Annotated in this window: 18 protein-coding genes, 4 tRNA genes, 3 rRNA genes, 1 pseudogene and 1 riboswitch; of the genes and pseudogenes, 6 read left to right on the forward strand and 20 right to left on the reverse strand. The window is 44.9% G+C overall.

Features of this window, described 5'->3' with window-relative positions:
* Nucleotides 1–12: 12 nt before the first annotated feature.
* From thiL to BGM23_RS18885, 8 genes are all read right to left on the reverse strand, one after another.
* Nucleotides 13–990 carry a thiamine-phosphate kinase gene (gene thiL, locus BGM23_RS18850; RefSeq protein WP_029726591.1) on the reverse strand — a complete coding sequence of 326 codons (978 nt, stop codon included), beginning with the start codon at nt 988–990 and terminating at the stop codon, nt 13–15.
* Nucleotides 991–1,170: 180 nt separating this feature from the next.
* Nucleotides 1,171–1,247: transfer RNA gene (locus BGM23_RS18855), tRNA-Asp, on the reverse strand.
* Nucleotides 1,248–1,307: 60 nt separating this feature from the next.
* Nucleotides 1,308–1,384 (reverse strand) — tRNA-Met (locus tag BGM23_RS18860).
* 14 nt (nt 1,385–1,398) lie between these two features.
* A 5S ribosomal RNA gene (gene rrf / locus BGM23_RS18865) occupies nt 1,399–1,514 on the reverse strand.
* A gap of 55 nt (nt 1,515–1,569) precedes the next feature.
* Nucleotides 1,570–4,497, reverse strand: a 23S ribosomal RNA gene (locus BGM23_RS18870).
* Between the two features lie 170 nt (nt 4,498–4,667).
* Nucleotides 4,668–6,217, reverse strand: a 16S ribosomal RNA gene (locus tag BGM23_RS18875).
* Together the 16S, 23S and 5S rRNA genes with 4 tRNA genes alongside form the textbook arrangement of a ribosomal RNA operon.
* A 160-nt stretch (nt 6,218–6,377) precedes the next feature.
* Nucleotides 6,378–6,451: transfer RNA gene (locus BGM23_RS18880), tRNA-Gly, on the reverse strand.
* Nucleotides 6,452–6,464: 13 nt separating this feature from the next.
* Nucleotides 6,465–6,541 (reverse strand) — tRNA-Arg (locus BGM23_RS18885).
* A gap of 326 nt (nt 6,542–6,867) precedes the next feature.
* Here BGM23_RS18885 and BGM23_RS18890 point away from each other — a divergent pair.
* Nucleotides 6,868–7,722 carry a manganese catalase family protein gene (locus BGM23_RS18890; RefSeq protein ID WP_015382918.1) on the forward strand — a complete coding sequence of 285 codons (855 nt, stop codon included), beginning with the start codon at nt 6,868–6,870 and terminating at the stop codon, nt 7,720–7,722.
* A gap of 60 nt (nt 7,723–7,782) precedes the next feature.
* On the opposite strand, the gene gmuG is transcribed toward BGM23_RS18890, so the two are convergent.
* From gmuG to BGM23_RS18930, 8 genes are all read right to left on the reverse strand, one after another.
* Complete coding sequence (gene gmuG / locus BGM23_RS18895) at nt 7,783–8,871, reverse strand: mannan endo-1,4-beta-mannosidase (protein WP_029725852.1); 1,089 nt, start codon at nt 8,869–8,871, stop codon at nt 7,783–7,785.
* 18 nt (nt 8,872–8,889) lie between these two features.
* Nucleotides 8,890–9,837, reverse strand: coding sequence for a mannose-6-phosphate isomerase, class I (gene manA, locus BGM23_RS18900; protein WP_029725851.1), 948 nt, complete (start codon nt 9,835–9,837; stop codon nt 8,890–8,892).
* Nucleotides 9,834–10,733, reverse strand: coding sequence for an ROK family protein (gene gmuE / locus BGM23_RS18905; RefSeq protein WP_029725850.1), 900 nt, complete (start codon nt 10,731–10,733; stop codon nt 9,834–9,836). The genes manA and gmuE overlap by 4 nt, the downstream gene beginning before the upstream one ends.
* A 28-nt stretch (nt 10,734–10,761) precedes the next feature.
* Nucleotides 10,762–11,475 (reverse strand): transcriptional regulator GmuR, encoded by a 714-nt coding sequence (gene gmuR / locus BGM23_RS18910; RefSeq protein WP_015715336.1) that lies wholly within the window; start codon nt 11,473–11,475, stop codon nt 10,762–10,764.
* Nucleotides 11,476–11,623: 148 nt separating this feature from the next.
* Nucleotides 11,624–13,021, reverse strand: a complete 1,398-nt coding sequence (gene gmuD, locus BGM23_RS18915) for a 6-phospho-beta-glucosidase GmuD (RefSeq protein ID WP_029725849.1) — start codon at nt 13,019–13,021, stop codon at nt 11,624–11,626.
* A gap of 17 nt (nt 13,022–13,038) precedes the next feature.
* Nucleotides 13,039–14,367 (reverse strand): PTS cellobiose transporter subunit IIC, encoded by a 1,329-nt coding sequence (celB, locus tag BGM23_RS18920; RefSeq protein WP_003244271.1) that lies wholly within the window; start codon nt 14,365–14,367, stop codon nt 13,039–13,041.
* An 18-nt stretch (nt 14,368–14,385) separates the two neighbouring features.
* Entirely contained in the window at nt 14,386–14,718 is a 333-nt protein-coding gene (locus BGM23_RS18925) for a PTS sugar transporter subunit IIA (RefSeq protein ID WP_015252690.1), read from the reverse strand.
* On the reverse strand, nt 14,718–15,029 hold the full coding sequence (locus tag BGM23_RS18930) for a PTS sugar transporter subunit IIB (RefSeq protein WP_003242472.1): 312 nt from the start codon (nt 15,027–15,029) through the stop codon (nt 14,718–14,720). Before BGM23_RS18930 ends, BGM23_RS18925 begins: the two co-directional genes overlap by 1 nt.
* 175 nt (nt 15,030–15,204) lie before the next feature.
* Nucleotides 15,205–15,304, forward strand: a riboswitch (purine riboswitch).
* A 55-nt stretch (nt 15,305–15,359) separates the two neighbouring features.
* Here BGM23_RS18930 and pbuE point away from each other — a divergent pair.
* Nucleotides 15,360–16,526, forward strand: coding sequence for a purine transporter PbuE (pbuE, locus tag BGM23_RS18935; protein ID WP_003234105.1), 1,167 nt, complete (start codon nt 15,360–15,362; stop codon nt 16,524–16,526).
* A 15-nt stretch (nt 16,527–16,541) separates the two neighbouring features.
* Here pbuE and BGM23_RS18940 read toward each other — a convergent pair whose 3' ends face one another.
* Together BGM23_RS18940 and BGM23_RS18945 are read right to left on the reverse strand one after the other, a co-directional pair.
* Nucleotides 16,542–17,159, reverse strand: a complete 618-nt coding sequence (locus BGM23_RS18940; RefSeq protein ID WP_072557152.1) for a YdhK family protein — start codon at nt 17,157–17,159, stop codon at nt 16,542–16,544.
* A 142-nt stretch (nt 17,160–17,301) separates the two neighbouring features.
* Nucleotides 17,302–18,279 carry an HD domain-containing protein gene (locus BGM23_RS18945; protein ID WP_029725847.1) on the reverse strand — a complete coding sequence of 326 codons (978 nt, stop codon included), beginning with the start codon at nt 18,277–18,279 and terminating at the stop codon, nt 17,302–17,304.
* An 83-nt stretch (nt 18,280–18,362) separates the two neighbouring features.
* On the opposite strand from BGM23_RS18945, the gene BGM23_RS18950 reads away from it, so the two are divergent.
* Entirely contained in the window at nt 18,363–18,845 is a 483-nt protein-coding gene (locus BGM23_RS18950; protein WP_080477812.1) for a GNAT family N-acetyltransferase, read from the forward strand.
* Nucleotides 18,846–18,862: 17 nt separating this feature from the next.
* Nucleotides 18,863–19,361, forward strand: a pseudogene (locus BGM23_RS18955) (YdhH/YoaO family protein).
* Nucleotides 19,362–19,441: 80 nt separating this feature from the next.
* Here the strand turns inward: BGM23_RS18955 and fra are convergent.
* The gene (gene fra, locus BGM23_RS18960) at nt 19,442–19,813 is read right to left on the reverse strand and encodes an iron chaperone frataxin (RefSeq protein ID WP_015252695.1); all 372 of its coding nucleotides are present in this window, start codon (nt 19,811–19,813) and stop codon (nt 19,442–19,444) included.
* Nucleotides 19,814–20,143: 330 nt separating this feature from the next.
* Between fra and phoB the strand changes: the two genes are divergently transcribed.
* Both phoB and BGM23_RS18970 read left to right on the forward strand, forming a co-directional pair.
* The gene (phoB, locus tag BGM23_RS18965; protein ID WP_029725845.1) at nt 20,144–21,532 is read left to right on the forward strand and encodes an alkaline phosphatase family protein; all 1,389 of its coding nucleotides are present in this window, start codon (nt 20,144–20,146) and stop codon (nt 21,530–21,532) included.
* A 65-nt stretch (nt 21,533–21,597) separates the two neighbouring features.
* Nucleotides 21,598–22,308 carry a membrane lipoprotein lipid attachment site-containing protein gene (locus BGM23_RS18970; RefSeq protein WP_029725844.1) on the forward strand — a complete coding sequence of 237 codons (711 nt, stop codon included), beginning with the start codon at nt 21,598–21,600 and terminating at the stop codon, nt 22,306–22,308.
* Between the two features lie 38 nt (nt 22,309–22,346).
* On the opposite strand, the gene BGM23_RS18975 is transcribed toward BGM23_RS18970, so the two are convergent.
* On the reverse strand, nt 22,347–23,534 hold the full coding sequence (locus tag BGM23_RS18975; protein WP_029725843.1) for a macrolide family glycosyltransferase: 1,188 nt from the start codon (nt 23,532–23,534) through the stop codon (nt 22,347–22,349).
* Between the last annotated feature and the right edge of the window lie 19 nt (nt 23,535–23,553).

Here is a 23,553-nt window from a genome sequence, read left to right on the forward strand (position 1 = left end):
GAGTCACCCGTCTTATTTAAAATGATTATATCCCTTTTTCTCTAAGATCATTGATGTTTGATCTGTTTTTAGGATCACTTTAGATTTTGTTTTTTCCCTGACATGGCCAATCTTTGTAATGGGAAGTTGACGTGCTGCGCACTGCTGCTTCAACACTTCCCACTCCTCTTTTGAAACCGTCCCTGTCAGCTCAAAATCCTCACCGCCAAACAAAGCCCATTCTTTCCAGTTAGGATGAAGCTTAGGCAAATCAGAATGAATTGGAAGCATGCTTTCATCAATTTCAATTGAAACACAGCTGGCTTCTGCAATCTCGTTCAGTTCACTAGCCAATCCGTCACTAACATCATTTAAAGCTGCCCGTTTAAAAATCGAGCATAATCTGCCGACGCTTACTCTTGGCTCAGGCCGTTTATGCCTGTGGATAAAGTAATCCGTTTCCACAGATGAGTTTTGAGGATTAGTCTCTTCCAGCAATAAAGAAAGCCCTGCTGCAGAAGAACCGATTTCACCGGTTACAAACACAATATCATTCGGTTTTGCCAAGCTGCGCAAACAGGCCTGTCCCTTTTCAATTTCACCGATTACAGTGACTGTAACGACTAATTTGTCAGCGGTAGAAACTGTATCGCCGCCAATCAGATCCATATGATATAGTTTCGCCAGTTCATTCATTCCTTCATACATCGCCTTGATTTCAGATTCAGTCCATTTTGAAGGTACCGCAAGTGATACCAGATAAAACTTAGGAATGCCTCCCATCGCGGCAATATCACTTATATTAACGGCTAACGCCTTGTACCCGATATCTTCAGGTGAGGAATAGTGTAATTTGAAGTGCACGTCTTCTACCATAGTATCAACACAAACAATTTCCTGAACGCCGTGTTTCGCAGTGTAGAGCGCTGCATCATCACCTATTCCTACATCAACGGAAGAATGGTGAATGGTCCGCGGAGTAATGCTATGTATCAAATCAAATTCATCCATGAACCAAAACCTCCTTTCAACCCTGCTTATGCCTATTTGTGCTCTTCCTAGTTTATCGAATTTTGCTGGAATATCCAAGATGTTCCCGATATAAAGAAAGCTTGGCTATGACACCAAGCAGAAGATACAGTAAAAGAAAACACAAAAAAAACGAAAACATGATCGTTTCGTTTACATTAATGGCGGTCCGGACGGGACTCGAACCCGCGACCTCCTGCGTGACAGGCAGGCATTCTAACCAACTGAACTACCGGACCATATTTGTATAGGATTATTTTGGTTGCACCCTTAGGGCACTCCTTATTTAACCATATATTTGGTTGCGGGGGCAGGATTTGAACCTGCGACCTTCGGGTTATGAGCCCGACGAGCTACCGAACTGCTCCACCCCGCGATGATAAAAGTAATGCTTGGCGGCGTCCTACTCTCACAGGGGGAAACCCCCGACTACCATCGGCGCTGAAGAGCTTAACTTCCGTGTTCGGTATGGGAACGGGTGTGACCTCTTCGCTATCGCCACCAAACAATTTGAGAGTATTCTCTCAAAACTAGATAACAGGTGTGACATCATTCAAAAATATGGTTAAGTCCTCGATCGATTAGTATCTGTCAGCTCCATGTGTCGCCACACTTCCACCTCAGACCTATCAACCTGATCATCTTTCAGGGATCTTACTTCCTTGCGGAATGGGAAATCTCATCTTGAGGGGGGCTTCATGCTTAGATGCTTTCAGCACTTATCCCGTCCGCACATAGCTACCCAGCGATGCCCTTGGCAGAACAACTGGTACACCAGCGGTGCGTCCATCCCGGTCCTCTCGTACTAAGGACAGCTCCTCTCAAATTTCCTGCGCCCGCGACGGATAGGGACCGAACTGTCTCACGACGTTCTGAACCCAGCTCGCGTACCGCTTTAATGGGCGAACAGCCCAACCCTTGGGACCGACTACAGCCCCAGGATGCGATGAGCCGACATCGAGGTGCCAAACCTCCCCGTCGATGTGGACTCTTGGGGGAGATAAGCCTGTTATCCCCGGGGTAGCTTTTATCCGTTGAGCGATGGCCCTTCCATGCGGAACCACCGGATCACTAAGCCCGACTTTCGTCCCTGCTCGACTTGTAGGTCTCGCAGTCAAGCTCCCTTGTGCCTTTACACTCTGCGAATGATTTCCAACCATTCTGAGGGAACCTTTGGGCGCCTCCGTTACCTTTTAGGAGGCGACCGCCCCAGTCAAACTGCCCACCTGACACTGTCTCCCCGCCCGATAAGGGCGGCGGGTTAGAAGGTCAATACAGCCAGGGTAGTATCCCACCGATGCCTCCACCGAAGCTGGCGCTCCGGTTTCCAAGGCTCCTACCTATCCTGTACAAGCTGTACCAACATTCAATATCAGGCTGCAGTAAAGCTCCACGGGGTCTTTCCGTCCTGTCGCGGGTAACCTGCATCTTCACAGGTACTATAATTTCACCGAGTCTCTCGTTGAGACAGTGCCCAGATCGTTGCGCCTTTCGTGCGGGTCGGAACTTACCCGACAAGGAATTTCGCTACCTTAGGACCGTTATAGTTACGGCCGCCGTTTACTGGGGCTTCAATTCGCACCTTCGCTTACGCTAAGCGCTCCTCTTAACCTTCCAGCACCGGGCAGGCGTCAGCCCCTATACTTCGCCTTACGGCTTCGCAGAGACCTGTGTTTTTGCTAAACAGTCGCCTGGGCCTATTCACTGCGGCTCTCTCGGGCTTGCACCCTAACAGAGCACCCCTTCTCCCGAAGTTACGGGGTCATTTTGCCGAGTTCCTTAACGAGAGTTCTCTCGATCACCTTAGGATTCTCTCCTCGCCTACCTGTGTCGGTTTGCGGTACGGGCACCTCTCACCTCGCTAGAGGCTTTTCTTGGCAGTGTGGAATCAGGAACTTCGCTACTATATTTCGCTCGCCATCACAGCTCAGCCTTATGGGAAACGGATTTGCCTATTTCCCAGCCTAACTGCTTGGACGCGGATATCCAATACCGCGCTTACCCTATCCTCCTGCGTCCCCCCATTGCTCAAATGGTGAGGAGGTGGTACAGGAATATCAACCTGTTGTCCATCGCCTACGCCTTTCGGCCTCGGCTTAGGTCCCGACTAACCCTGAGCGGACGAGCCTTCCTCAGGAAACCTTAGGCATTCGGTGGAGGGGATTCTCACCCCTCTTTCGCTACTCATACCGGCATTCTCACTTCTAAGCGCTCCACCAGTCCTTCCGGTCTGGCTTCACAGCCCTTAGAACGCTCTCCTACCACTGTTCGAAGAACAGTCCGCAGCTTCGGTGATACGTTTAGCCCCGGTACATTTTCGGCGCAGAGTCACTCGACCAGTGAGCTATTACGCACTCTTTAAATGGTGGCTGCTTCTAAGCCAACATCCTGGTTGTCTAAGCAACTCCACATCCTTTTCCACTTAACGTATACTTTGGGACCTTAGCTGGCGGTCTGGGCTGTTTCCCTTTCGACTACGGATCTTATCACTCGCAGTCTGACTCCCAAGGATAAGTCATTGGCATTCGGAGTTTGACTGAATTCGGTAACCCGGTAGGGGCCCCTAGTCCAATCAGTGCTCTACCTCCAAGACTCTTACCTTGAGGCTAGCCCTAAAGCTATTTCGGAGAGAACCAGCTATCTCCAGGTTCGATTGGCATTTCACCCCTACCCACACCTCATCCCCGCACTTTTCAACGTGCGTGGGTTCGGGCCTCCATTCAGTGTTACCTGAACTTCACCCTGGACATGGGTAGATCACCTGGTTTCGGGTCTACGACCACGTACTCATGCGCCCTATTCAGACTCGCTTTCGCTGCGGCTCCGCATCTTCTGCTTAACCTTGCACGGGATCGTAACTCGCCGGTTCATTCTACAAAAGGCACGCCATCACCCGTTAACGGGCTCTGACTACTTGTAGGCACACGGTTTCAGGATCTCTTTCACTCCCCTTCCGGGGTGCTTTTCACCTTTCCCTCACGGTACTGGTTCACTATCGGTCACTAGGGAGTATTTAGCCTTGGGAGATGGTCCTCCCGGATTCCGACGGAATTTCACGTGTTCCGCCGTACTCAGGATCCACTCAGGAGAGAACGAAGTTTTGACTACAGGGCTGTTACCTCCTATGGCGGGCCTTTCCAGACCTCTTCATCTACCTCGTTCTTTTGTAACTCCGTATAGAGTGTCCTACAACCCCAAGAGGCAAGCCTCTTGGTTTGGGCTGATCCCGTTTCGCTCGCCGCTACTCAGGGAATCGCATTTGCTTTCTCTTCCTCCGGGTACTTAGATGTTTCAGTTCCCCGGGTCTGCCTTCTCATATCCTATGAATTCAGATATGGATACCACTCCATTACGAGTGGTGGGTTTCCCCATTCGGAAATCTCCGGATCAAAGCTTGCTTACAGCTCCCCGAAGCATATCGGTGTTCGTCCCGTCCTTCATCGGCTCCTAGTGCCAAGGCATCCACCGTGCGCCCTTTCTAACTTAACCGTTAAAAAGAATCACTATGTGATATCTTGTGTTACTAATTGAATGTGATGTCTACTGTTATCTAGTTTTCAAAGAACACGTTTCGAAGGAATGATCCTTCAAAACTAAACAAGACAGGGAACGTTCTGTTTATAAGACCCAAGGTCTTATATTCCGTATAATATCCTTAGAAAGGAGGTGATCCAGCCGCACCTTCCGATACGGCTACCTTGTTACGACTTCACCCCAATCATCTGTCCCACCTTCGGCGGCTGGCTCCTAAAAGGTTACCTCACCGACTTCGGGTGTTACAAACTCTCGTGGTGTGACGGGCGGTGTGTACAAGGCCCGGGAACGTATTCACCGCGGCATGCTGATCCGCGATTACTAGCGATTCCAGCTTCACGCAGTCGAGTTGCAGACTGCGATCCGAACTGAGAACAGATTTGTGGGATTGGCTTAACCTCGCGGTTTCGCTGCCCTTTGTTCTGTCCATTGTAGCACGTGTGTAGCCCAGGTCATAAGGGGCATGATGATTTGACGTCATCCCCACCTTCCTCCGGTTTGTCACCGGCAGTCACCTTAGAGTGCCCAACTGAATGCTGGCAACTAAGATCAAGGGTTGCGCTCGTTGCGGGACTTAACCCAACATCTCACGACACGAGCTGACGACAACCATGCACCACCTGTCACTCTGCCCCCGAAGGGGACGTCCTATCTCTAGGATTGTCAGAGGATGTCAAGACCTGGTAAGGTTCTTCGCGTTGCTTCGAATTAAACCACATGCTCCACCGCTTGTGCGGGCCCCCGTCAATTCCTTTGAGTTTCAGTCTTGCGACCGTACTCCCCAGGCGGAGTGCTTAATGCGTTAGCTGCAGCACTAAGGGGCGGAAACCCCCTAACACTTAGCACTCATCGTTTACGGCGTGGACTACCAGGGTATCTAATCCTGTTCGCTCCCCACGCTTTCGCTCCTCAGCGTCAGTTACAGACCAGAGAGTCGCCTTCGCCACTGGTGTTCCTCCACATCTCTACGCATTTCACCGCTACACGTGGAATTCCACTCTCCTCTTCTGCACTCAAGTTCCCCAGTTTCCAATGACCCTCCCCGGTTGAGCCGGGGGCTTTCACATCAGACTTAAGAAACCGCCTGCGAGCCCTTTACGCCCAATAATTCCGGACAACGCTTGCCACCTACGTATTACCGCGGCTGCTGGCACGTAGTTAGCCGTGGCTTTCTGGTTAGGTACCGTCAAGGTACCGCCCTATTCGAACGGTACTTGTTCTTCCCTAACAACAGAGCTTTACGATCCGAAAACCTTCATCACTCACGCGGCGTTGCTCCGTCAGACTTTCGTCCATTGCGGAAGATTCCCTACTGCTGCCTCCCGTAGGAGTCTGGGCCGTGTCTCAGTCCCAGTGTGGCCGATCACCCTCTCAGGTCGGCTACGCATCGTTGCCTTGGTGAGCCGTTACCTCACCAACTAGCTAATGCGCCGCGGGTCCATCTGTAAGTGGTAGCCGAAGCCACCTTTTATGTTTGAACCATGCGGTTCAAACAACCATCCGGTATTAGCCCCGGTTTCCCGGAGTTATCCCAGTCTTACAGGCAGGTTACCCACGTGTTACTCACCCGTCCGCCGCTAACATCAGGGAGCAAGCTCCCATCTGTCCGCTCGACTTGCATGTATTAGGCACGCCGCCAGCGTTCGTCCTGAGCCAGGATCAAACTCTCCGATAAATGGATCACAGGTTAAGTTCACCGCATCCTGCGGCGACACCTGTGTGACCTGCGTCGTGCAGGCCCTAGTTTGACTGACTACGCACATCGCTGTGCGATTTATAAAAATGAATTAACAGGTACGTTTTGTCTTGTTTAGTTTTCAAAGATCATTCAATAATGGAGCGGGTGATGAGAATCGAACTCACGACATCAGCTTGGAAGGCTGAGGTTTTACCACTAAACTACACCCGCGTGGTATCTTAAATGGCGCGCCCGAGAGGAGTCGAACCCCTAACCTTTTGATCCGTAGTCAAACGCTCTATCCAATTGAGCTACGGGCGCTTATCAAGCGACTTAACTATCATACTATCATTTGATGGTGAAGTCAAGAAGTTTTTTAAAATGTTTTTTCGAATCTTTTTCAATTCGACTTTTCTTATTATACACATTTTTAAAATCTTGTAAACACCTTAGAAAAACTTTTTTTGTTTTTCGTTTTGTTTCACGCTGTTCATCAGCGACGTTTAATAATATACCATGCCTGTTTTATTTGGTCAACACTTTTTCTGTATTTTTTTATTCTCTTCTTTCACCCCTTCTCATGTATATATTTTATCTCATCTTACAAATAATATAAGAAAATCTCTTAAGAAGAAATGAGGCGTGTTATGTATTACTACAAAGAGGAACTGATTAATATCATTAAACCGGACAAACCAGACCCGGCAGCTGCTAAGGTCCTGCAGGAGATATTAGGCGGTCATTACGGAGAAATGCGTACAATGATGCAGTTTTTTTTCCAAAGCTCTAATTTCAGAGGAAAGCAGAAACAGTACCGCGATCTGCTTCGCGGCATTTTTTTGGAGGAGATTGCCCACGTTGAACTGGTTCAAAACACAATCAATGCTTTATTAGATGAATCAGGCGGTGAAGGTGTCGGCAGTCAAGGTGCAGATCAAGCGCCACTTGATGAAGCGGTTAAACATGCTAATCCTCATCATTATATTATTGGAGCGCAAAGTTCCCTTCCTGTTGATGCAGGGGGCAATCCGTGGAACGGGTCGTGGGTGTATAACCACGGAAACTTAATTACTGACCTGCTTGATAATCTGCTTCTTGAGTCGACAGGTGTGCTGCAAAAAACAAGAATTTATGAAATGAGCTCTAATCAGACGTTCCGCGAAACACTTGCTTTTCTGATTGTACGCGACAATGCTCACCAGAATGCATTCGCGAAAGCGCTCGAGACATTGGGCGTTGAGTGGGCGAAGCTCCTCCCTGTACCGAATTATGACATTAATAAATATCCTGAGTGCAGAAAGTATGTCGAATTAGGCTACCATAATGCACAGTTTAACTTTAGGTTGGATGAAACGAGAATCGGTGAAATCTATCAGGGGAAATCTCCAAGCCGAAATGGCGGAGAGTTACAAGTCATAGATCCTCCGGCAGGTTTTCCCGTACCAGTGCTTCCTGAAATACCAAATGAACACAGTCCTGGGTTAGGCGATATGAATGCTTAATCCAGTGGGAAGGTGCTCAAGAAACTTCTTGAGCACCTTCTTAATTGTGACATTACGGATTCACTCAACGATTGGCGTTAAAGAATCGCCATTCCATATTTCTCCCTTATTGAGTGTCCAGCTGTCATGATATAAAGCTGAAGCCCCCTTGTTTACAGCTGGGCTCCATTCATCATTCCATGCCAGAAAGTAAATGGTTTTAGGATATCTTTGTTTTATTGCGTTGATAAATAGGCTGTAATCAAAGCTGCCGTTTGCTGTTTGCGGGCCGACTTCTGTAAAAGCAAAAGGTTTATTAAGCGCTGTTAGCTGATCGTATCCATTGATCGAGTAGGCATCTTGAAAATACGCATCTAATCCGACAATATCCACGTAAGACGCGCCCGGGTAAAAATCAGTTTTAAAATCTCGGTTGGCGTCGGGAGAGTAAACCCAAATCAAATGATCAAGTCCTCTTGTGTCGGTCATATAATGATAGATTTTCTTGTAGAGCTGTTTATATAGAGAGATTCTTTCATTATCCTTTTGGTTATATGATGTAAGTCCCCACCAAAACCATTCACCGTTCATTTCATGCAGCGGCCTGAACAAAACAGGCACACCTTGGTTCTCCAGCTCTTGAAGTCCGTCAGCAATTTTGCTGAGCATGGCATTCAGCCGCTTCCCTTCTGCTGTTGAAGAATCTAGTATTTTTTTATACTGATCGTTTGTAATCGGTGTTTTAAAATGCCCTGACTGAAAAGCAGGATTCGCCAGGTGCAAGCTGATTTGAGGGATTCCACCATTTTTCCAATACGACATTAAATCGCTGTTGCAGCTTACATCTATTGAATCTTCAATATTTGCTGTTTCAAGCCATCCTCTGGCATAATCGCAGCCGTAAATAGCAGGCGATTGCCCGGTGGCGCTTCGGATTCTATCAGCCTCAGCCATAGAAAATGTGTCATGACTGTAACCTCCGAACGCTCCGGAAAGGACTCTGTTTTCCGTTCGGTTCGGCAGGTGCGCAAGCCAGTTCATCACTGTTTTTGTTGTCTGCTGGGCATTAGGATTCACAGGCGACACAGTATGCGCTTCAATTGGTTGTGCTAAAACAGCAGACGCAAGTAAAAATATAATGAGCAAAGAGATCGTATGTTTCTTAAACAAATGCAACTCCCCCATTCATTAAGGATGAGATATCATGAATTCACATGTTCCTTCTATTGTAAATTCTCCAAAATGCGCAGGCAGAATAAAGTGTGAGCCTGCATTGCATTCATACTGAATACCATTATTTATGATTCGTCCTGATCCGCTCAGAACACTCCCCAGCAAATAGGTTTGATGTGAAGGAAAAGCAGCTCGGCCGCTAATCTTCCATTTGTACACTGAGAAATAATCTGATTGCACATAAACAATGATCTCAGCGTTACCAACTTCTTTTACTTCCGGTGTATGCACTTTATCGATATGCGGTATCGTTATGACTTCCATGGCTTTTTCTATATGAAGAGTTCTTTTTTGGCCCTGGTCATTACAGCGGTCATAATCGTATACGCGATACGTTGTATCAGAATTTTGCTGGATTTCAAGGACAAGGGTTCCCTCACATAAAGCATGGAGTGTACCGCTTGGCACATAAAAGAAATCTCCGGGCTTGATTTTGATTCGCCTCAGCAGCCCGTTCCAATCACCGCTTTCTATTCGTTGTTTGAACTCTTCCTTTGTGCTTGCATGATGTCCCAAAATTAGTTCGGCGTCATCTTTGCAATCAATGATATACCAGCACTCCGTTTTACCAAGGTCGCCATTTTCGTGCAGTTTTGCATAATCATCATCAGGATGGACTTGCACGGAGAGATCCATATTGGCGTCCAGCAATTTTACCAGCAGCGGAAACACCTTCCTATCTGGAAAACCGAAAATCTCCGGATGATCTTGCCATACTTGATCTAGTGTCTTTCCTGCCAGCGGGCCATTTTTTACAGACGACGAGCCATGGGCATGTGCAGAAACGGCCCAGCACTCACCTGTTTTTTGTGAGGGTATTGCGTAGCCAAAAGCGTCACGAAGCTTCGTCCCTCCCCATAGTCTTTCTTTAAAGACAGGCTCTAAAAATAAAGGATGCGTCATGATCGCACCTCCCCGGATGCTGCCTCTGCTTGTAAGGCCTGGTGCGCCAAAACTAGCGTGCCGATGATTCCGGCGTTAGAGCCTAAAAGTGGAGGTACAATATAATCACTTATATCATCTGACAATTCAGAAAAATCTAAGTAGTTGTTCATGATTTTCGGTACATATTGATAGATATAAGAAAACACTTGTTTCTGTTGCATGACGCCGCCGCCAAGAATGATTTTTTTAGGTGCAAGGATCAAAATATACTGAGCCAGTGCTTGGGCAATATAGTACCCTTCCAGTTCCCAGACTTGTGCTATATCTGATAAATCCGCGGCTTTTTTTCCCCAGCGCGCTTCAATGGCGGGACCGGAAGCCAAGCCTTCAAAGCAATCTCCATGATAAGGACACTTCCCTTGGTATGCGTCATCCGGGTGCCTCCGGATATAAATATGGCCCATCTCTGGGTGCGACAGCCCCTGAAGGAGCCTGCCCCCTACAATTGCGCCCGCACCGATGCCAGTACCAATCGTTATATACAGGCAGCTGTCGAGACCCTTCGCTTCACCGAAAAGGAATTCACCCAGCGCCGCAGCGTTGACATCTGTACTAAATCCGACTGGGATTTTCATTTCGTTCTTAACAGTTTGCAAAAAGGGGTAGTGTCTCCAGCCCGCTTTCGGCGTGGCCATAATGGTACCGTATGTTTGACTCGTTTTATCGTTATCAACAGGACCAAAGGAGCCGATGCCGATTGCCTGTAATGAAAATTGGCGAAAATATTGAATCACTTTCTCTATCGTTTCATCCGGCATCTTTGTGGGGAATTCTATCCTGTCAATGATCGTTCCATCTTCTCTACCGACAGCACAAACAAACTTTGTGCCGCCTGCTTCAATACCGCCAAGCATGCAGATGGCCTCCTTGTTGTCTCCGCAATCAGCGCCGTATGTTTACAGAAGTCACAACAAACTTGTCATGCCGATGACGTGAAAAGGAATATTCAAATGGAATCCCGGTATCTAAGAAGCCCACATGTTCCACTTCCAGAATTGGATCATCCTGTTTGCAGCCCAGATGCTGCTGGTCAATATGATCAGATTTGCATGCTCTGATTTTCCGATGCGTTCCGGCGATTTTGAGCTGCAGCACATTTGTAATATGATTGTAGATCGAATCATGAAGGACATCGTCATTAATGCCCGGTATTAAATGAGTCGGCATATATGTTTTTTCCAATACATAGGGTTCACCTTCTACAATTCGCAGCCGAACGACATAATAAACCGGTGTTTTTTGATCAATAGACAAATGGGCGGCCACTTCCTCAGTGGGAAATTGCACTTCAAACTGAATGACCTTGCTTTGGATTTTTTTATCTTTCAGCAAGTTGGTCAATCCGAGAATCTCATTGCTGACTACATGGACATGGTCATCCTGTATTGCAGATTGAATAATAAACGTGCCATGGCCTCGTTTTCTAAACAGCAGACCCTCGGCAACTAAATTATCCAAGGCTCTCTTCATCGTCATGCGGCTTGAGTTAAATTCTTTTGCAAGAGATACTTCATCAGGAATGGGCTGATCGATCGGATATACGTTATTTTTAATTCTATTTCTCATTTCATTTGCAATGATTTCGTATTTATTCATTGGTATCCTCCGGCAGCTGTTAGAGTCTGATATCACATAAGCTTTTACGGATATCATAAGTTCTTTTCCCTATTTCATCAATGTTGCGGATTTTCGTCATCTCTATTCGTTATGATGATTGCCGGAAGATCTTGACCTTTAGGAAAATCTAGAAACCGCTTTGCTCAGCAACCTTTTTGAACCAATTTCCGCTCTTTTTGACGGTTCTTTCTCCGTCTTTCTCAAGATTGACTGATACAAATCCGTATCGGTTTTTATAGGCATTTGTCCAAGACCAGTTGTCCATGAACGTCCATAAGTGATAGCCTTTTACGTTCGAGCCTTCCTGTATGGCGCGGTGAATCCATTTGAGGTGCTCTTTTATAAATTCAATCCGGTAATCATCTTGAATGATGCCTTGTTCATCTCTGAAGCGCTCTTCACCTTCAACCCCCATGCCGTTTTCAGAGATAAAACACTCGATGTTTCCGTAGTTTTCTTTTAAATTGATCAAAATATCATAAACGCCTTTTTCATAGATCTCCCAGCCGCGATGCGGATTCATTTTGCGGCCCGGCATGACGTAGGGATCAAAATACCTGTCAGGCAAAAAAGGAGCGTCGGGATTCGGAAGATGTTCTTTCGCTTTCACACGTCTCGGCTGGTAATAATTCACTCCCAACAGGTCAACCGTGTTCTTTTTGATGATGTCAAGATCTTCAGCGTTGTAATCAGGCATAAAGCCTTCATGCTTCAAAATGTCAACCAGCTCTTTTGGAAATTCGCCTTTGACAGATGGGTCTAAAAAGGATCTGTTAAAAAACGCGTCTGCGATTTCCCCGGCTTTTACATCCGCCGGATGGCTGCTTCTCGGGTATGATGGGGTCAAATTTAAAATGATTCCGATTTTTCCGTCCTGCTCCATCTCCCTGTAAGCCTGAATGGCGCGGGCACTTGACAGCATCGTATGAAATCCAACCTGGACGGCCTCTTTAAAGTCTACCTTGTTTGGATAATGAAAATCATATAGGTATCCGCCTTCTACGGGAACGATTGGTTCATTATGCGTGAACCATTTTTTCACCCGGCCGCCAAACAAACGGAAGCAAGTTCTTGCATAGTTTTCATACGCGTCAACCGTCTCTCTGTTGACCCAGCCGCCGATTTTTTGAAGCGCCATCGGCATATCGAAATGAAACAAATTGACAAAAGGTTCAATTCCGTTAGCGATTAACTCATCAATGACATTGTTATAGAAATTTGCGGCTTTATCGTTGATCTCGCCCGTTCCGTTTGGTATTAAACGTGACCAGGAAATCGACATCCGGAACGAGTTGTGGCCAAGCTCCTTCATCAGCCTGATATCTTCTTTATAGTTGTCGTAAAATTGGGATGTGTCTGCGGGGCCGACATGATCAAAAAAACGATGCGGTTCTTTTTCAAACCAATAATCCCATATATTCTGGCCTTTTCCGTCTCTGTCGGCGGCACCCTCCGTTTGTGTTGCTGAAGCCGATGATCCCCACCAAAAATCCTTTGGAAAACGATATTGTTCTGTTTGTGCCAAGTCTCTCTCCCCTTATGTCACATTTTTATGCTGTTATCATTTTGCTGAGCAGCTGTCTCCTGCACAGCCTGTTCTTTTTCTTTTGCCAGATTTAATTTATCCATTGCTTTTAGGAACGGAAACCAGATCACGAAGACAATCAGCAGATTGATAAGCTGCATCACGCCCCCCATGATTGAGTTCGTCGCCATGATGCCATTAATGAACAATGGAACCGTCCACGGCACTGTCACACCAGTCGGAGGCGGAACGAGCCCGGCTGACATAGCCAGATAGGTGACGAGCGTAACAACCATCGGTGCCAGCACCCAAGGCACAATAATGATCGGATTCATGACAATCGGAAGCCCGAAGATAATCGGTTCGTTTACGTTAAAAATACCGGGAGCGAGGCCAAGTTTTGATACTTGCTTCATCTGCCTGCTTTTCATGAATATGAGAATGGTAAACACAATCGCAAGCGTCATCCCGGTTCCGCCCATCCCTACTGTATAAATCTCCATAAACGGTTTTGAAATAATATGAGGGATTTCTTTTCCCGCCGTGTAAGCAGAAAGGTTTTCTACCTGCAGTGTATTCCAAATCGGGTCCATCACGGAGTTGATAATGATCTGTCCATGCAGTCCGAAAAACCAAAGAATTTGTATGAAAAACACGGCAATCAGCGTTGGAATGATACCGCTTCCAAGTCCGACAAGCGGAGCCTGAATCGCGTGATAAATAACGTCGTGCATATTTGTTTTAAAAAACAGAGTCACCATTACGTTAATCAACAAAAATACGGTCAATGTGATAAAAGCCGGAATAAGTGCGGCAAATGATTTTGCTACAGCAGGCGGAACGCCGGCTGGCATTTTGATTGTCAGGTTTTTTTGAACGATTCTTCTGTAAATTTCACCAGAAAGAAATGCCGTAATCATCCCAAGAAACATCCCTTTTGCACCGAGACGATCGACCGGGATAACCCCTGTAATGGCATCTCCTGTTTCTGGCTGAATGATAAATGGCGTTAAGAGCAAAAAGGAAACCAAAGCGATCGCTCCGCCAAATACAGCTTCGACCTGATAGCTTTTTGACAGGTAATAGCCTATCCCGAACACAACAAAGACAGACATAATGCCCATTGTCGCCGTGGAGGCAATGCCGAAATGAGACTGAAACGACGTAAGCATTGAGGCGTTCATGATTTTGTTTAGAAACGGCAAATTCGTTAACACAACAAAAATGGACCCGAATATCGTCAGCGGGAAAGCCAGCATAAATGCATCACGCAACACTTGCAAATAGCGGTTATTGTTTAACCTCCCTGCAATTGGAACAAGGAATTGGCTGATTTTCTCGAACACCCTATCCACCCCGATTATTTATAGATTCTTGGTTTTAAAGAGATCAAGCATCTCTTTCACTAATTCTTTCATGGATAATGTTGACATCAGATGATCCTCTGCATGCATAAGCAGCAATGAAAAAGCTGTTGCTTCTCCGCCGGATTCCTTCTGTATCATTTGAAAGTGAATGTCATGGGCCGCGGATAAATCCTGCTCAGCCTTGGCAATGAGGGCATCAGCCTCGTCCTTGTTCCCTTCTTTGTAGGCGCGCAGTGATTGTATGATGCAGCTGCGGGCATTTCCGCTGTGCAGGATTAGCTGAAAACTGATTTGCTCGTCTGTTAAATTCGTGATTTTCATCTGTTCCATTATTGATTCACCATTAAGGACAATGCCTGCTCATACGCTTTTTTCCCATCTGCCATTCCGTAGGCCATCATGTCAATGACTTCAACTTGAATGTTGTATTGATCTGCTTCTTTTTGGAGCTCGCTTTTCAGAAAGCTCATTTGCGGACCGATCAAAACGGCATCCGCTTTTCTCATGTCTTCTTTTGCCTTATCTTGGCCAACAGCCCAAATCTCCGCTTCCTCACCGATAGACTGTGCGTATTCCTTCATTTTTGTCACCAATAAACTGGTAGACATTCCTGAACTGCACGCGAGTAATATTTTTTTCAACTGCTATCCCCCCTGTTATTAAAACGCTTACATTTATTATTATAGTCATTTAATTTTAAATGTCTATACTTTTATAAAATAAATATAATCATATTTTTGTCCGGTTCACCGTTTTGTAAATTTTTCTATGGAAGATTCATTCATAATGTGGTACACTCATCAACGGAAACGAATCAATTAAATAGCTATTATCACTTGTATAACCTCAATAATATGGTTTGAGGGTGTCTACCAGGAACCGTAAAATCCTGATTACAAAATTTGTTTATGACATTTTTTGTAATCAGGATTTTTTTTATTTATCAAAACATTTAAGTAAAGGAGTTTGTTATGAATTTCAAAGTTTTCCTGCTTGCAGCTTCTACGATTGCAGTCGGATTGGTTGAGTTAATTGTGGGGGGAATTCTTCCTCAGATCGCAAATGATTTAGACATTTCCATTGTTTCAGCCGGACAGCTGATCAGTGTGTTTGCGCTGGGATATGCAGTATCTGGGCCGCTGCTTTTGGCATTGACTGCGAAGATTGAGCGGAAGCGCTTATATTTAATTGCTTTATTTGTTTTCTTCCTTAGCAATCTTGTCGCCTACTTCAGCCCTAATTTCGCAACATTGATGGTATCTAGGGTATTGGCGGCGATGAGTACAGGGCTGATTGTTGTACTTTCTTTAACGATTGCCCCGAAAATTGTAGCGCCTGAATACAGAGCCCGCGCAATCGGAATTATTTTTATGGGTTTCAGCTCTGCTATCGCATTAGGCGTGCCGCTCGGAATCTTAATCAGCGATTCCTTCGGGTGGCGGATTTTGTTCCTTGGCATCGGCCTGTTGGCGCTGATCTCCATGCTGATTATTTCAATCTTCTTTGAAAGAATACCGGCGGAGAAAATGATTCCTTTCCGGGAACAGCTCAAGACGATCGGTAATCTGAAAATCGCGAGTTCACACCTCGTCACGATGTTTACATTAGCTGGCCACTACACGCTTTACGCTTACTTTGCACCGTTTTTAGAAGAGACTCTTCACCTGAGCTCTTTCTGGGTCAGCATTTGTTATTTCCTGTTCGGGATATCTGCTGTATGCGGAGGCCCTTTCGGAGGAGCGCTATCTGACCGGCTTGGTTCCTTTAAGAGCATTTTGCTGGTGACCGGTTCCTTTGCCATCATTATGTTCTTACTGCCGCTGTCTACATCGTCTATGATTTTCTTTTTGCCTGTCATGGTGATTTGGGGTCTTCTGAGCTGGAGCCTCGCCCCGGCTCAGCAAAGCTATTTAATTGAAATTGCACCTGATTCGTCTGACATTCAGCAAAGCTTTAACACATCGGCCCTCCAAGTCGGAATTGCCCTTGGCTCAGCCATTGGCGGTGTTGTTTTGGATCAGACGGGTACTGTAGTGTCAACAGCATGGTGCGGCGGGTCAATTGTGATCATCGCTGTCCTGTTTGCTTTCATTTCTTTAACAAGACCTGTTCAAACAGCAAAAAAATCCTCCTTGTAAAAGGAGGATTTTTTATTATTTAGCTGATAGCTCATCTTCGGTGACCCATTTGTGGTTTTTCACTTTTTCGCCGCTTGTTGTCGATGTATAGTCAACCATGTATACAGTTGTTTTTTCCGCGGAATCGATCTCGGCTGTTGCTCCTTTCATGCCTTTCATATGAGAAGCCTCTAAAATCACCTGATCTCCGGGTTGTAACGTTTTATCTCCGGCATCTTTGATTTCTTCTTGGATCACCCATTTATGATGATCCACACGCTGTCCCCCATTAGTCGGAGTATAAGAAACCACATACGCCGTTGTATCATAGGCGCCTGTTACCGTAGCTTCGGCACCTTTCATGCCTTTCATATGAGAAGTATTGATGATTACTTGGCTGCCTACTTTGTATTTCGGATTTTTAGATTCCTGTAATCCCTCTGGAACGTCAGCTGATCCGGAATGGTCCATCTCTTCATGTGATGAGGAGTCTGAATGATTGTCATGTGTGCTTTCTTTCGTACTGTTGTTATTGCCGCATGCTGATAAAACAAAAACTAGAGATAACATCAGAATTCCCAGTGCATTTTTAGAGATTTTCATGTTCATTCTCCTTTGCTTCATTTTTTTCCTGTAACTTTTGCCCGCAGACAATGAAAACATGCCCTCTCGATAATACTATACCCCCGAACGGTATGTAAATACGCTGATATTCTCATAATGCGTTCCCGCAGTTTGTCCTATTCCCCTTTGTTTGCAAAGCCAAACATGAAAAAAGGCCGCTGTCAGGCGGCATTTATTGATTTAAGACTTTTATATACACACCTTTTTTTGCTTTTTGATAAGCGGCCTCACCCATTTTCCTCACCTTTTCAGAAGCATCTGAGGATTTGATCCATTCGCCATCAAGAAAAATGGATGGATCGATTAGGCGCATTTTCTTCTTTTGATGGAAATCGTACTGGATGTCATCTTCTATTACTTGTATGCCGGGATGAATAGATGTAAGCAAGCTCAGAACTTCTTCATTTTTTGATGCACGCAGGATGTTCAGTACCTCTTGGTCCGTTTTCAGCAGATCCTCTGCGGATATGACATCATGCCGCAGCGCTGCCTTCAATGCTCGCGCTAAATACTCATATCCATATACATTCATGGGATTCAAAAAGAAATCAATCACTTCCTTGTAGTACACACTGACAAACCATTCGGCAGCTTCAATACTATCAGGAAACATCCTTCCGTTTCTCACAATAAGATGATCCAAAAAGGTTTGCGCTTCGTGCAGGTTAATGTGTCCATATCGGTACATATCACGCAGCGTATAGTCTGTCCGATCAGCACACAGCTCCGGTGCGGGCTGTTCGAGCAATGTCCACCTTGAATCGTCAGATAAAAGTTCTTCAGTATGATAGCCGTGTTTTTGTAAAATGTCCGGGATTTCAGAGTGAACAATGACTTGTTGAAAGATGTTTTCATGATAGTCTTCTGCTTGATTTTCAAAGACAACGTCGACCACATGAGAAAAAGCTGTGTGTGATACGTCGTGGAGCAGACCTGCAATCTGTTCTTCTATCGTTCCTCCGAGCTTTTTGATGAGGAGCATTACGCCGATGGAGTGCTCATACCGGGTCACATTCCACTTTCGATTGACTAAAAGGCTTGCTCCGCCTTGATAGATTCCTTTTAATCTTTGCACAGGAGCGCTTTTGATAAGCTCTTCCAGCACTCTGTCTATATGGTGCTGCCCGTAAATGACATCGCTGATTTCCATGCCGTCACCTCAACATCTATTTTTTTTGTTATATATTGTTTAATATTGATAGTACATATGCAATCTTTCAATAGAGGAGTGTTATGATGATCATCATCCCAAACAATGAGATAGCGAAACAGATGTTGACCGATTTTTTTGCCAAGCATTGGGGTACACCCGAGATGGCGATCTCCAGCGGCATTTTTCGGTGTGATGAATTAGATGGATTTGCCGCAGTAAATGAAAGCGGCGAAATCATTGGCTGTATTACATACACAATAGATGGGAAAGATTGTGAAATTATTTCATTAGATAGTATGATTGAAAATAAAGGAATCGGCACAGCTTTACTTCAGCAGGTTGAAGAGACGGCTAAACATGCACATTGTCAACGAATAAAGCTTATCACAACGAATGATAATGTACATGCGATGGCGTTTTATCAAAAGAGAAGCTATCAATTCGCCGAAGTGTTTCCGAACGCAGTTGAAAAAGCGCGCCGACTCAAGCCGGAGATTCCCGAGGTGGCTGAAAACGGCATTTTGATTCGGGATGAAATTCTATTTTCGAAGGTAATTGATTAAACGAATAGGAGTCTTTTATGTCCAGTCATTATAAATACCCTCTCATTTTCACGGCATTCCTATTAATCGCTCTCTGCTTGATCTTTTTTTCCTATCACCTGATTCATCATGTTCGTTTGGAGTATCCGAATTGGCAGGGAGAAAGCAAAGACCAGAATTGGGAAGCTGTTTTCAAAAAAAAATGAAGATGCACCGAATGAATACAGCGGCGAACTTTATTGGATCGGTGAACCACATGAAACAGACAACACTTATTTGGAATCACTGATTGTAAAAAAGGATGATGAAATTCTGCTGAGTTCTGACACGGAAATCCCGATGCATGATTATGCTGGAGGCACTTATCGTGATGGAAGCGCAAAGGAAAAGTCCGTTTCTTTTTTAGAGCGGTTAGATGAACATGAGCTTGAAGGCCATGATATTACGATTGAAGTGAAATGGAAACAAGGTAATCATTATTCTGCGAGCCAGCTTACGCTCAATGAAATGACCTTGTTTGAAGAAAAGCAGCAATAGATGATCAAAACGAAAAATAGACAAATGAAAAGGAATAGCATATTTTATACAGCTCATATGTTATGCCTTTTCTACTTTTTTCATTTCCGCCAAAAAGTGGAGCATTCCGCCTTGTCCAGAATATTAAACGCAATCATTTTCTCAAGTAGCGTGTAATCAACTGGACCGTTCCAAGGGATACGTATCAGCTGCTCGGTGTAATCATATCCGGCCTTCACAATATCATCCTCTACGTGCGCTATCGTTACTTTTTCAGGAGCGACAGCTAAATGCTTTTTAGAAACACTAAAGCCAATAATAAATGTACCGTGATCCGTAAACATCGGTTGGTTCCATTTTATTTCTGTATGTAAATTTGGATATTTATTTTTTATCCAAGTTAACACCTCTTCCGTTCTTTCTCGGTGGAACGGGTCATCAATCCCCGCTAAATACTCAGAAAAAACGTCCATGTTGTTCCCTCCTAAAATAAAATGATGCCACTCCATATGAACTGCTCAGACATGTGCTTACACAATACCTCTTTCCAACATAATACTTAAAATTGTTCAAGATGTAAGCGGGTTGCTTCTATGCGACTATAGCAGATTTCAGTCCGCCTATCCACGGCCAGTATCTATTCCTCCAATTTATTTCTTTAGTACTATCACTCTTTCCTTCTTTTGATAGCAGTTCATTATTCTTGTAAATCCAATCTTTAAAATCGATTAATACTAGCTTAACAGTTTAAAAATATAATTGGGTTGTCATTGAGATTCATCTATATTTAGGAGGTTATCCAGTTGAAAAAATTCCCGAAGAAATTACTGCCTATCGCGGTTTTATCATCAATTGCGTTCAGCAGCTTAGCCAGCGGCAGTGTGCCTGAAGCCAGCGCCCAGGAAAAGAAAAAGGGGAACCAAGACGAAATTAAAAATGTTATTGTTCTGATTGGTGATGGTATGGGTGTGTCTTATACGTCTGCTTATCGATACTTAAAGGATAATAAAAAGACAAAAGTTGTGGAGCCTACGGCTTTTGATCAGTACCTTGTCGGCCAGCAAACAACTTACCCCGATGATCCTGAACAAAATGTAACGGATTCTGCAGCGGCGGCAACAGCTATGTCTGCGGGAATTAAAACATACAATAATGCCATAGCCGTTGATAACGACGGATCAGAAGCCAAAACGGTGCTTGAAGCTGCGAAAGAAAAAGGAAAAGCAACAGGACTTGTGGCCACTTCAGAAATTACACACGCCACTCCGGCCTCTTTCGGTTCACACGACCATAGCCGAAAAAATATGAACTCAATTGCGGATGATTATTTTGATGAGATGGTCAACGGCAAGCACAAAATTGATGTCCTTTTAGGCGGAGGAAAGAGCAATTTTGACCGTAAGGACCGTAATTTGATCAAGGAATTCAAAAAAGCGGGATACAGCTACGTGGATAACCGCAAGGACATGCTGAAAAACAAAGACAGCCAAGTTCTCGGCCTATTCGCTGACGGCGGCCTGCCTAAAAAGATTGACCGGACGAAGGATATCCCATCACTTAAAGATATGACAAACACAGCCATTAAAAAATTAAACAAGGATAAAGACGGATTCTTCCTCATGGTGGAAGGCAGCCAAATTGACTGGGCGGGCCATGACAATGATATCGTCGGCGCCATGAGCGAGATGGAAGACTTCGAACAAGCTTATAAGGCGGCTATTGATTTCGCCAAAAAAGACAAGCACACATTGGTTGTGGCAACGGCTGACCACTCAACCGGCGGATATTCCATCGGTGCGGACGGCATCTACAATTGGTTCAGTGAACCCATTAAAGCCGCAAAGCGCACACCTGACTTTATGGCAGAAAAGATCGCTGACGGCGCGGATGTTGAAAAAACGTTGAAAACATATATCGATCAAAAGAAATTGGCTTTAACAAAAGCCGAAATTCAATCTGTCGAAGAAGCGGCAAAATCGAAGGAAGTGCTGGATATCGATAACGCAATCGAGAACATTTTTAATAAACGCTCTCACACTGGATGGACAACAGGCGGACATACCGGTGAAGATGTGCCCGTCTATGCATACGGTCCGTCTAGTGAGACATTTGCCGGCCAAATCGACAATACAGAAATCGCCAAAAATGTCTTCAAGGCTTTACAATACAACATTAAGATTAACGATAAATAAAAGAATACAAGGTGTCCCGTTGCTTGTATGAAGTAACGGGATCTCTTTTTAATGGAGGAATCATCATGAGAAGAATTCTTTCAATTTTCGTTTTTGCTATCATGCTTGCGGGCTGCTCATCAAACGCCAGTACTGAAAAACAGCATGCAAGCGGGGAGAAAACAGTAAAAGCTGAGCCGCAAAGCACTTCATCCCAGAAGGACAGCACAGATAATTATCAGCCTAATTCCCAGGTAACTGATGACCGGTCATTGCTTAAGGTCGGCCAAACGTTTTCAGATGATAAAGGAAAAGCTGTCTTAAAAGATATCAAACAAGTGAACAAAACCTATAAGATTGGCGACGTGGAGTTAACAGTAAAAGAAATGAAGCTGATCCACTTGCGCCCGGACTACAGCATGATTGATTACTTTCATGAGTTAACACATGATGAAGAGTTTGATTTCGTTAAGGTTTTCGTTGATATCAAGAACACCTCTACAAAAAAAGTAAATGTTGCGCCGATTGCATTGATGAAAACAAATTCGGGTGAAACCTTTGATTGGAACAAAGATATTTATCTTGAAGAGTTAAACGGCGAATTGGAAGGCGGCGCCGAAAAGTCCGGAAATCTCGGCTTTATTGTGAACGCATCAAGCGGCCATGCTCATGATAAGGCCGCGGATGCTGAGAAGAAAACAAAAAAGATCAAGTGGATCGAAATCACGACAAGTGACGTCTTTGACCATAACCATAAGAAAATCAGCGATGCTCAAAAAATCAAAATCAAGTTTTAAATCAAGAACTCCCGTACAAGGTACGGGAGTTCTTTTTCTTATTTGTTTTTTTGGCGAATCAACTCATCAATCCGCTCCATCACTTCTTCCATGTCCATACATTCTTTGAAGCTTTGATTGATTTTTTTAATGCCTGCCGTATACTGATCGTTGCGCAAAACCTCATCTACGGCTTGTTTTAATATTTGGGCATTGACTTCATCTTTAGAGATGACATAGCCTGCATGGAGTTCAGAGAGACGCTGCGCCACCATCGGCTGATCCTTGTCATGAGGCATGACAACCAGTGGCACGCTGAAATGAATGCCTTCGTTTACGCTGTTCATTCCGCCGTGTGTAATGAAAACATCCGATTGCTCCAGCACTTCCAGCTGAGGGACATACGGAGCAATGATAAAGTTTTCCGGCGCCTGCTTTAATTTGGTCAGGTCCGCTTTTTCTCCGGCAGCGATGACGACTTTTCCGTTAAAGCCTGAAAATGCATCAATACAAAGGTTGAAGAAATCCTCTGTATGATCCAGTACAGTTCCCATTGAAATATAAATGACCTTCTCATCTTTTAGCTGTTCAATCGGGAAATCTGTTTTTTCCGCTCTCTTTGGAAAGCTCGGCCCGATAAACAGACATTCATCCCCGAAACGATCACTTTCTGGCTGAAAATAACGGCTTGTATACACTACGTTCAATTCCCCTTTATTGTTCATGAATTGAACCAGGTTTTTCGGGGCAACACCGTACGTTTCTTTCATTTTTGCCAAAAGATCTTCGCACTCTTGATCCAATTCAAGCGGCGCTCCAGACTCCGGATGCAGCGGCAGGATTTTCAGGTGCTCCTCGCCAAACAAGAAAGACGCCGATGAAGAGATCCCTGGAATATCTAAGTAATCCCTCACCAATTCCCCCGCGCCGAATTTATCATAATAAACAAAATCAAATTGAATGCTCTTAGATAAGTCTTTGACAATCTGTAAAATGTCCAATGACGTTTTGATATGGATTTTCACGAAATCAAGAATGCCATTGGGCGAACCGACATGAATAGGTGTCGTTCGCAGCAGATCCCGGTGAAGATGGACCGTTGCTCCCGCTGCTTCTAATCGTTTTTTATATTTTTCAGTGGATATATAATGGACATCATATCCCTTATCGGAAAACGCTTTTGTAATGCCTAAGGTAGGATTCACATGGCCTTCCGCAGGAAAATTCAAAATCAATACTGTCTTCATGTAGACAACTCCCTCTCAA

Origin of the sequence: Bacillus sp. FJAT-14266, assembly GCF_001719225.1 — a bacterium.
Classification (GTDB): domain Bacteria; phylum Bacillota; class Bacilli; order Bacillales; family Bacillaceae; genus Bacillus; species Bacillus subtilis.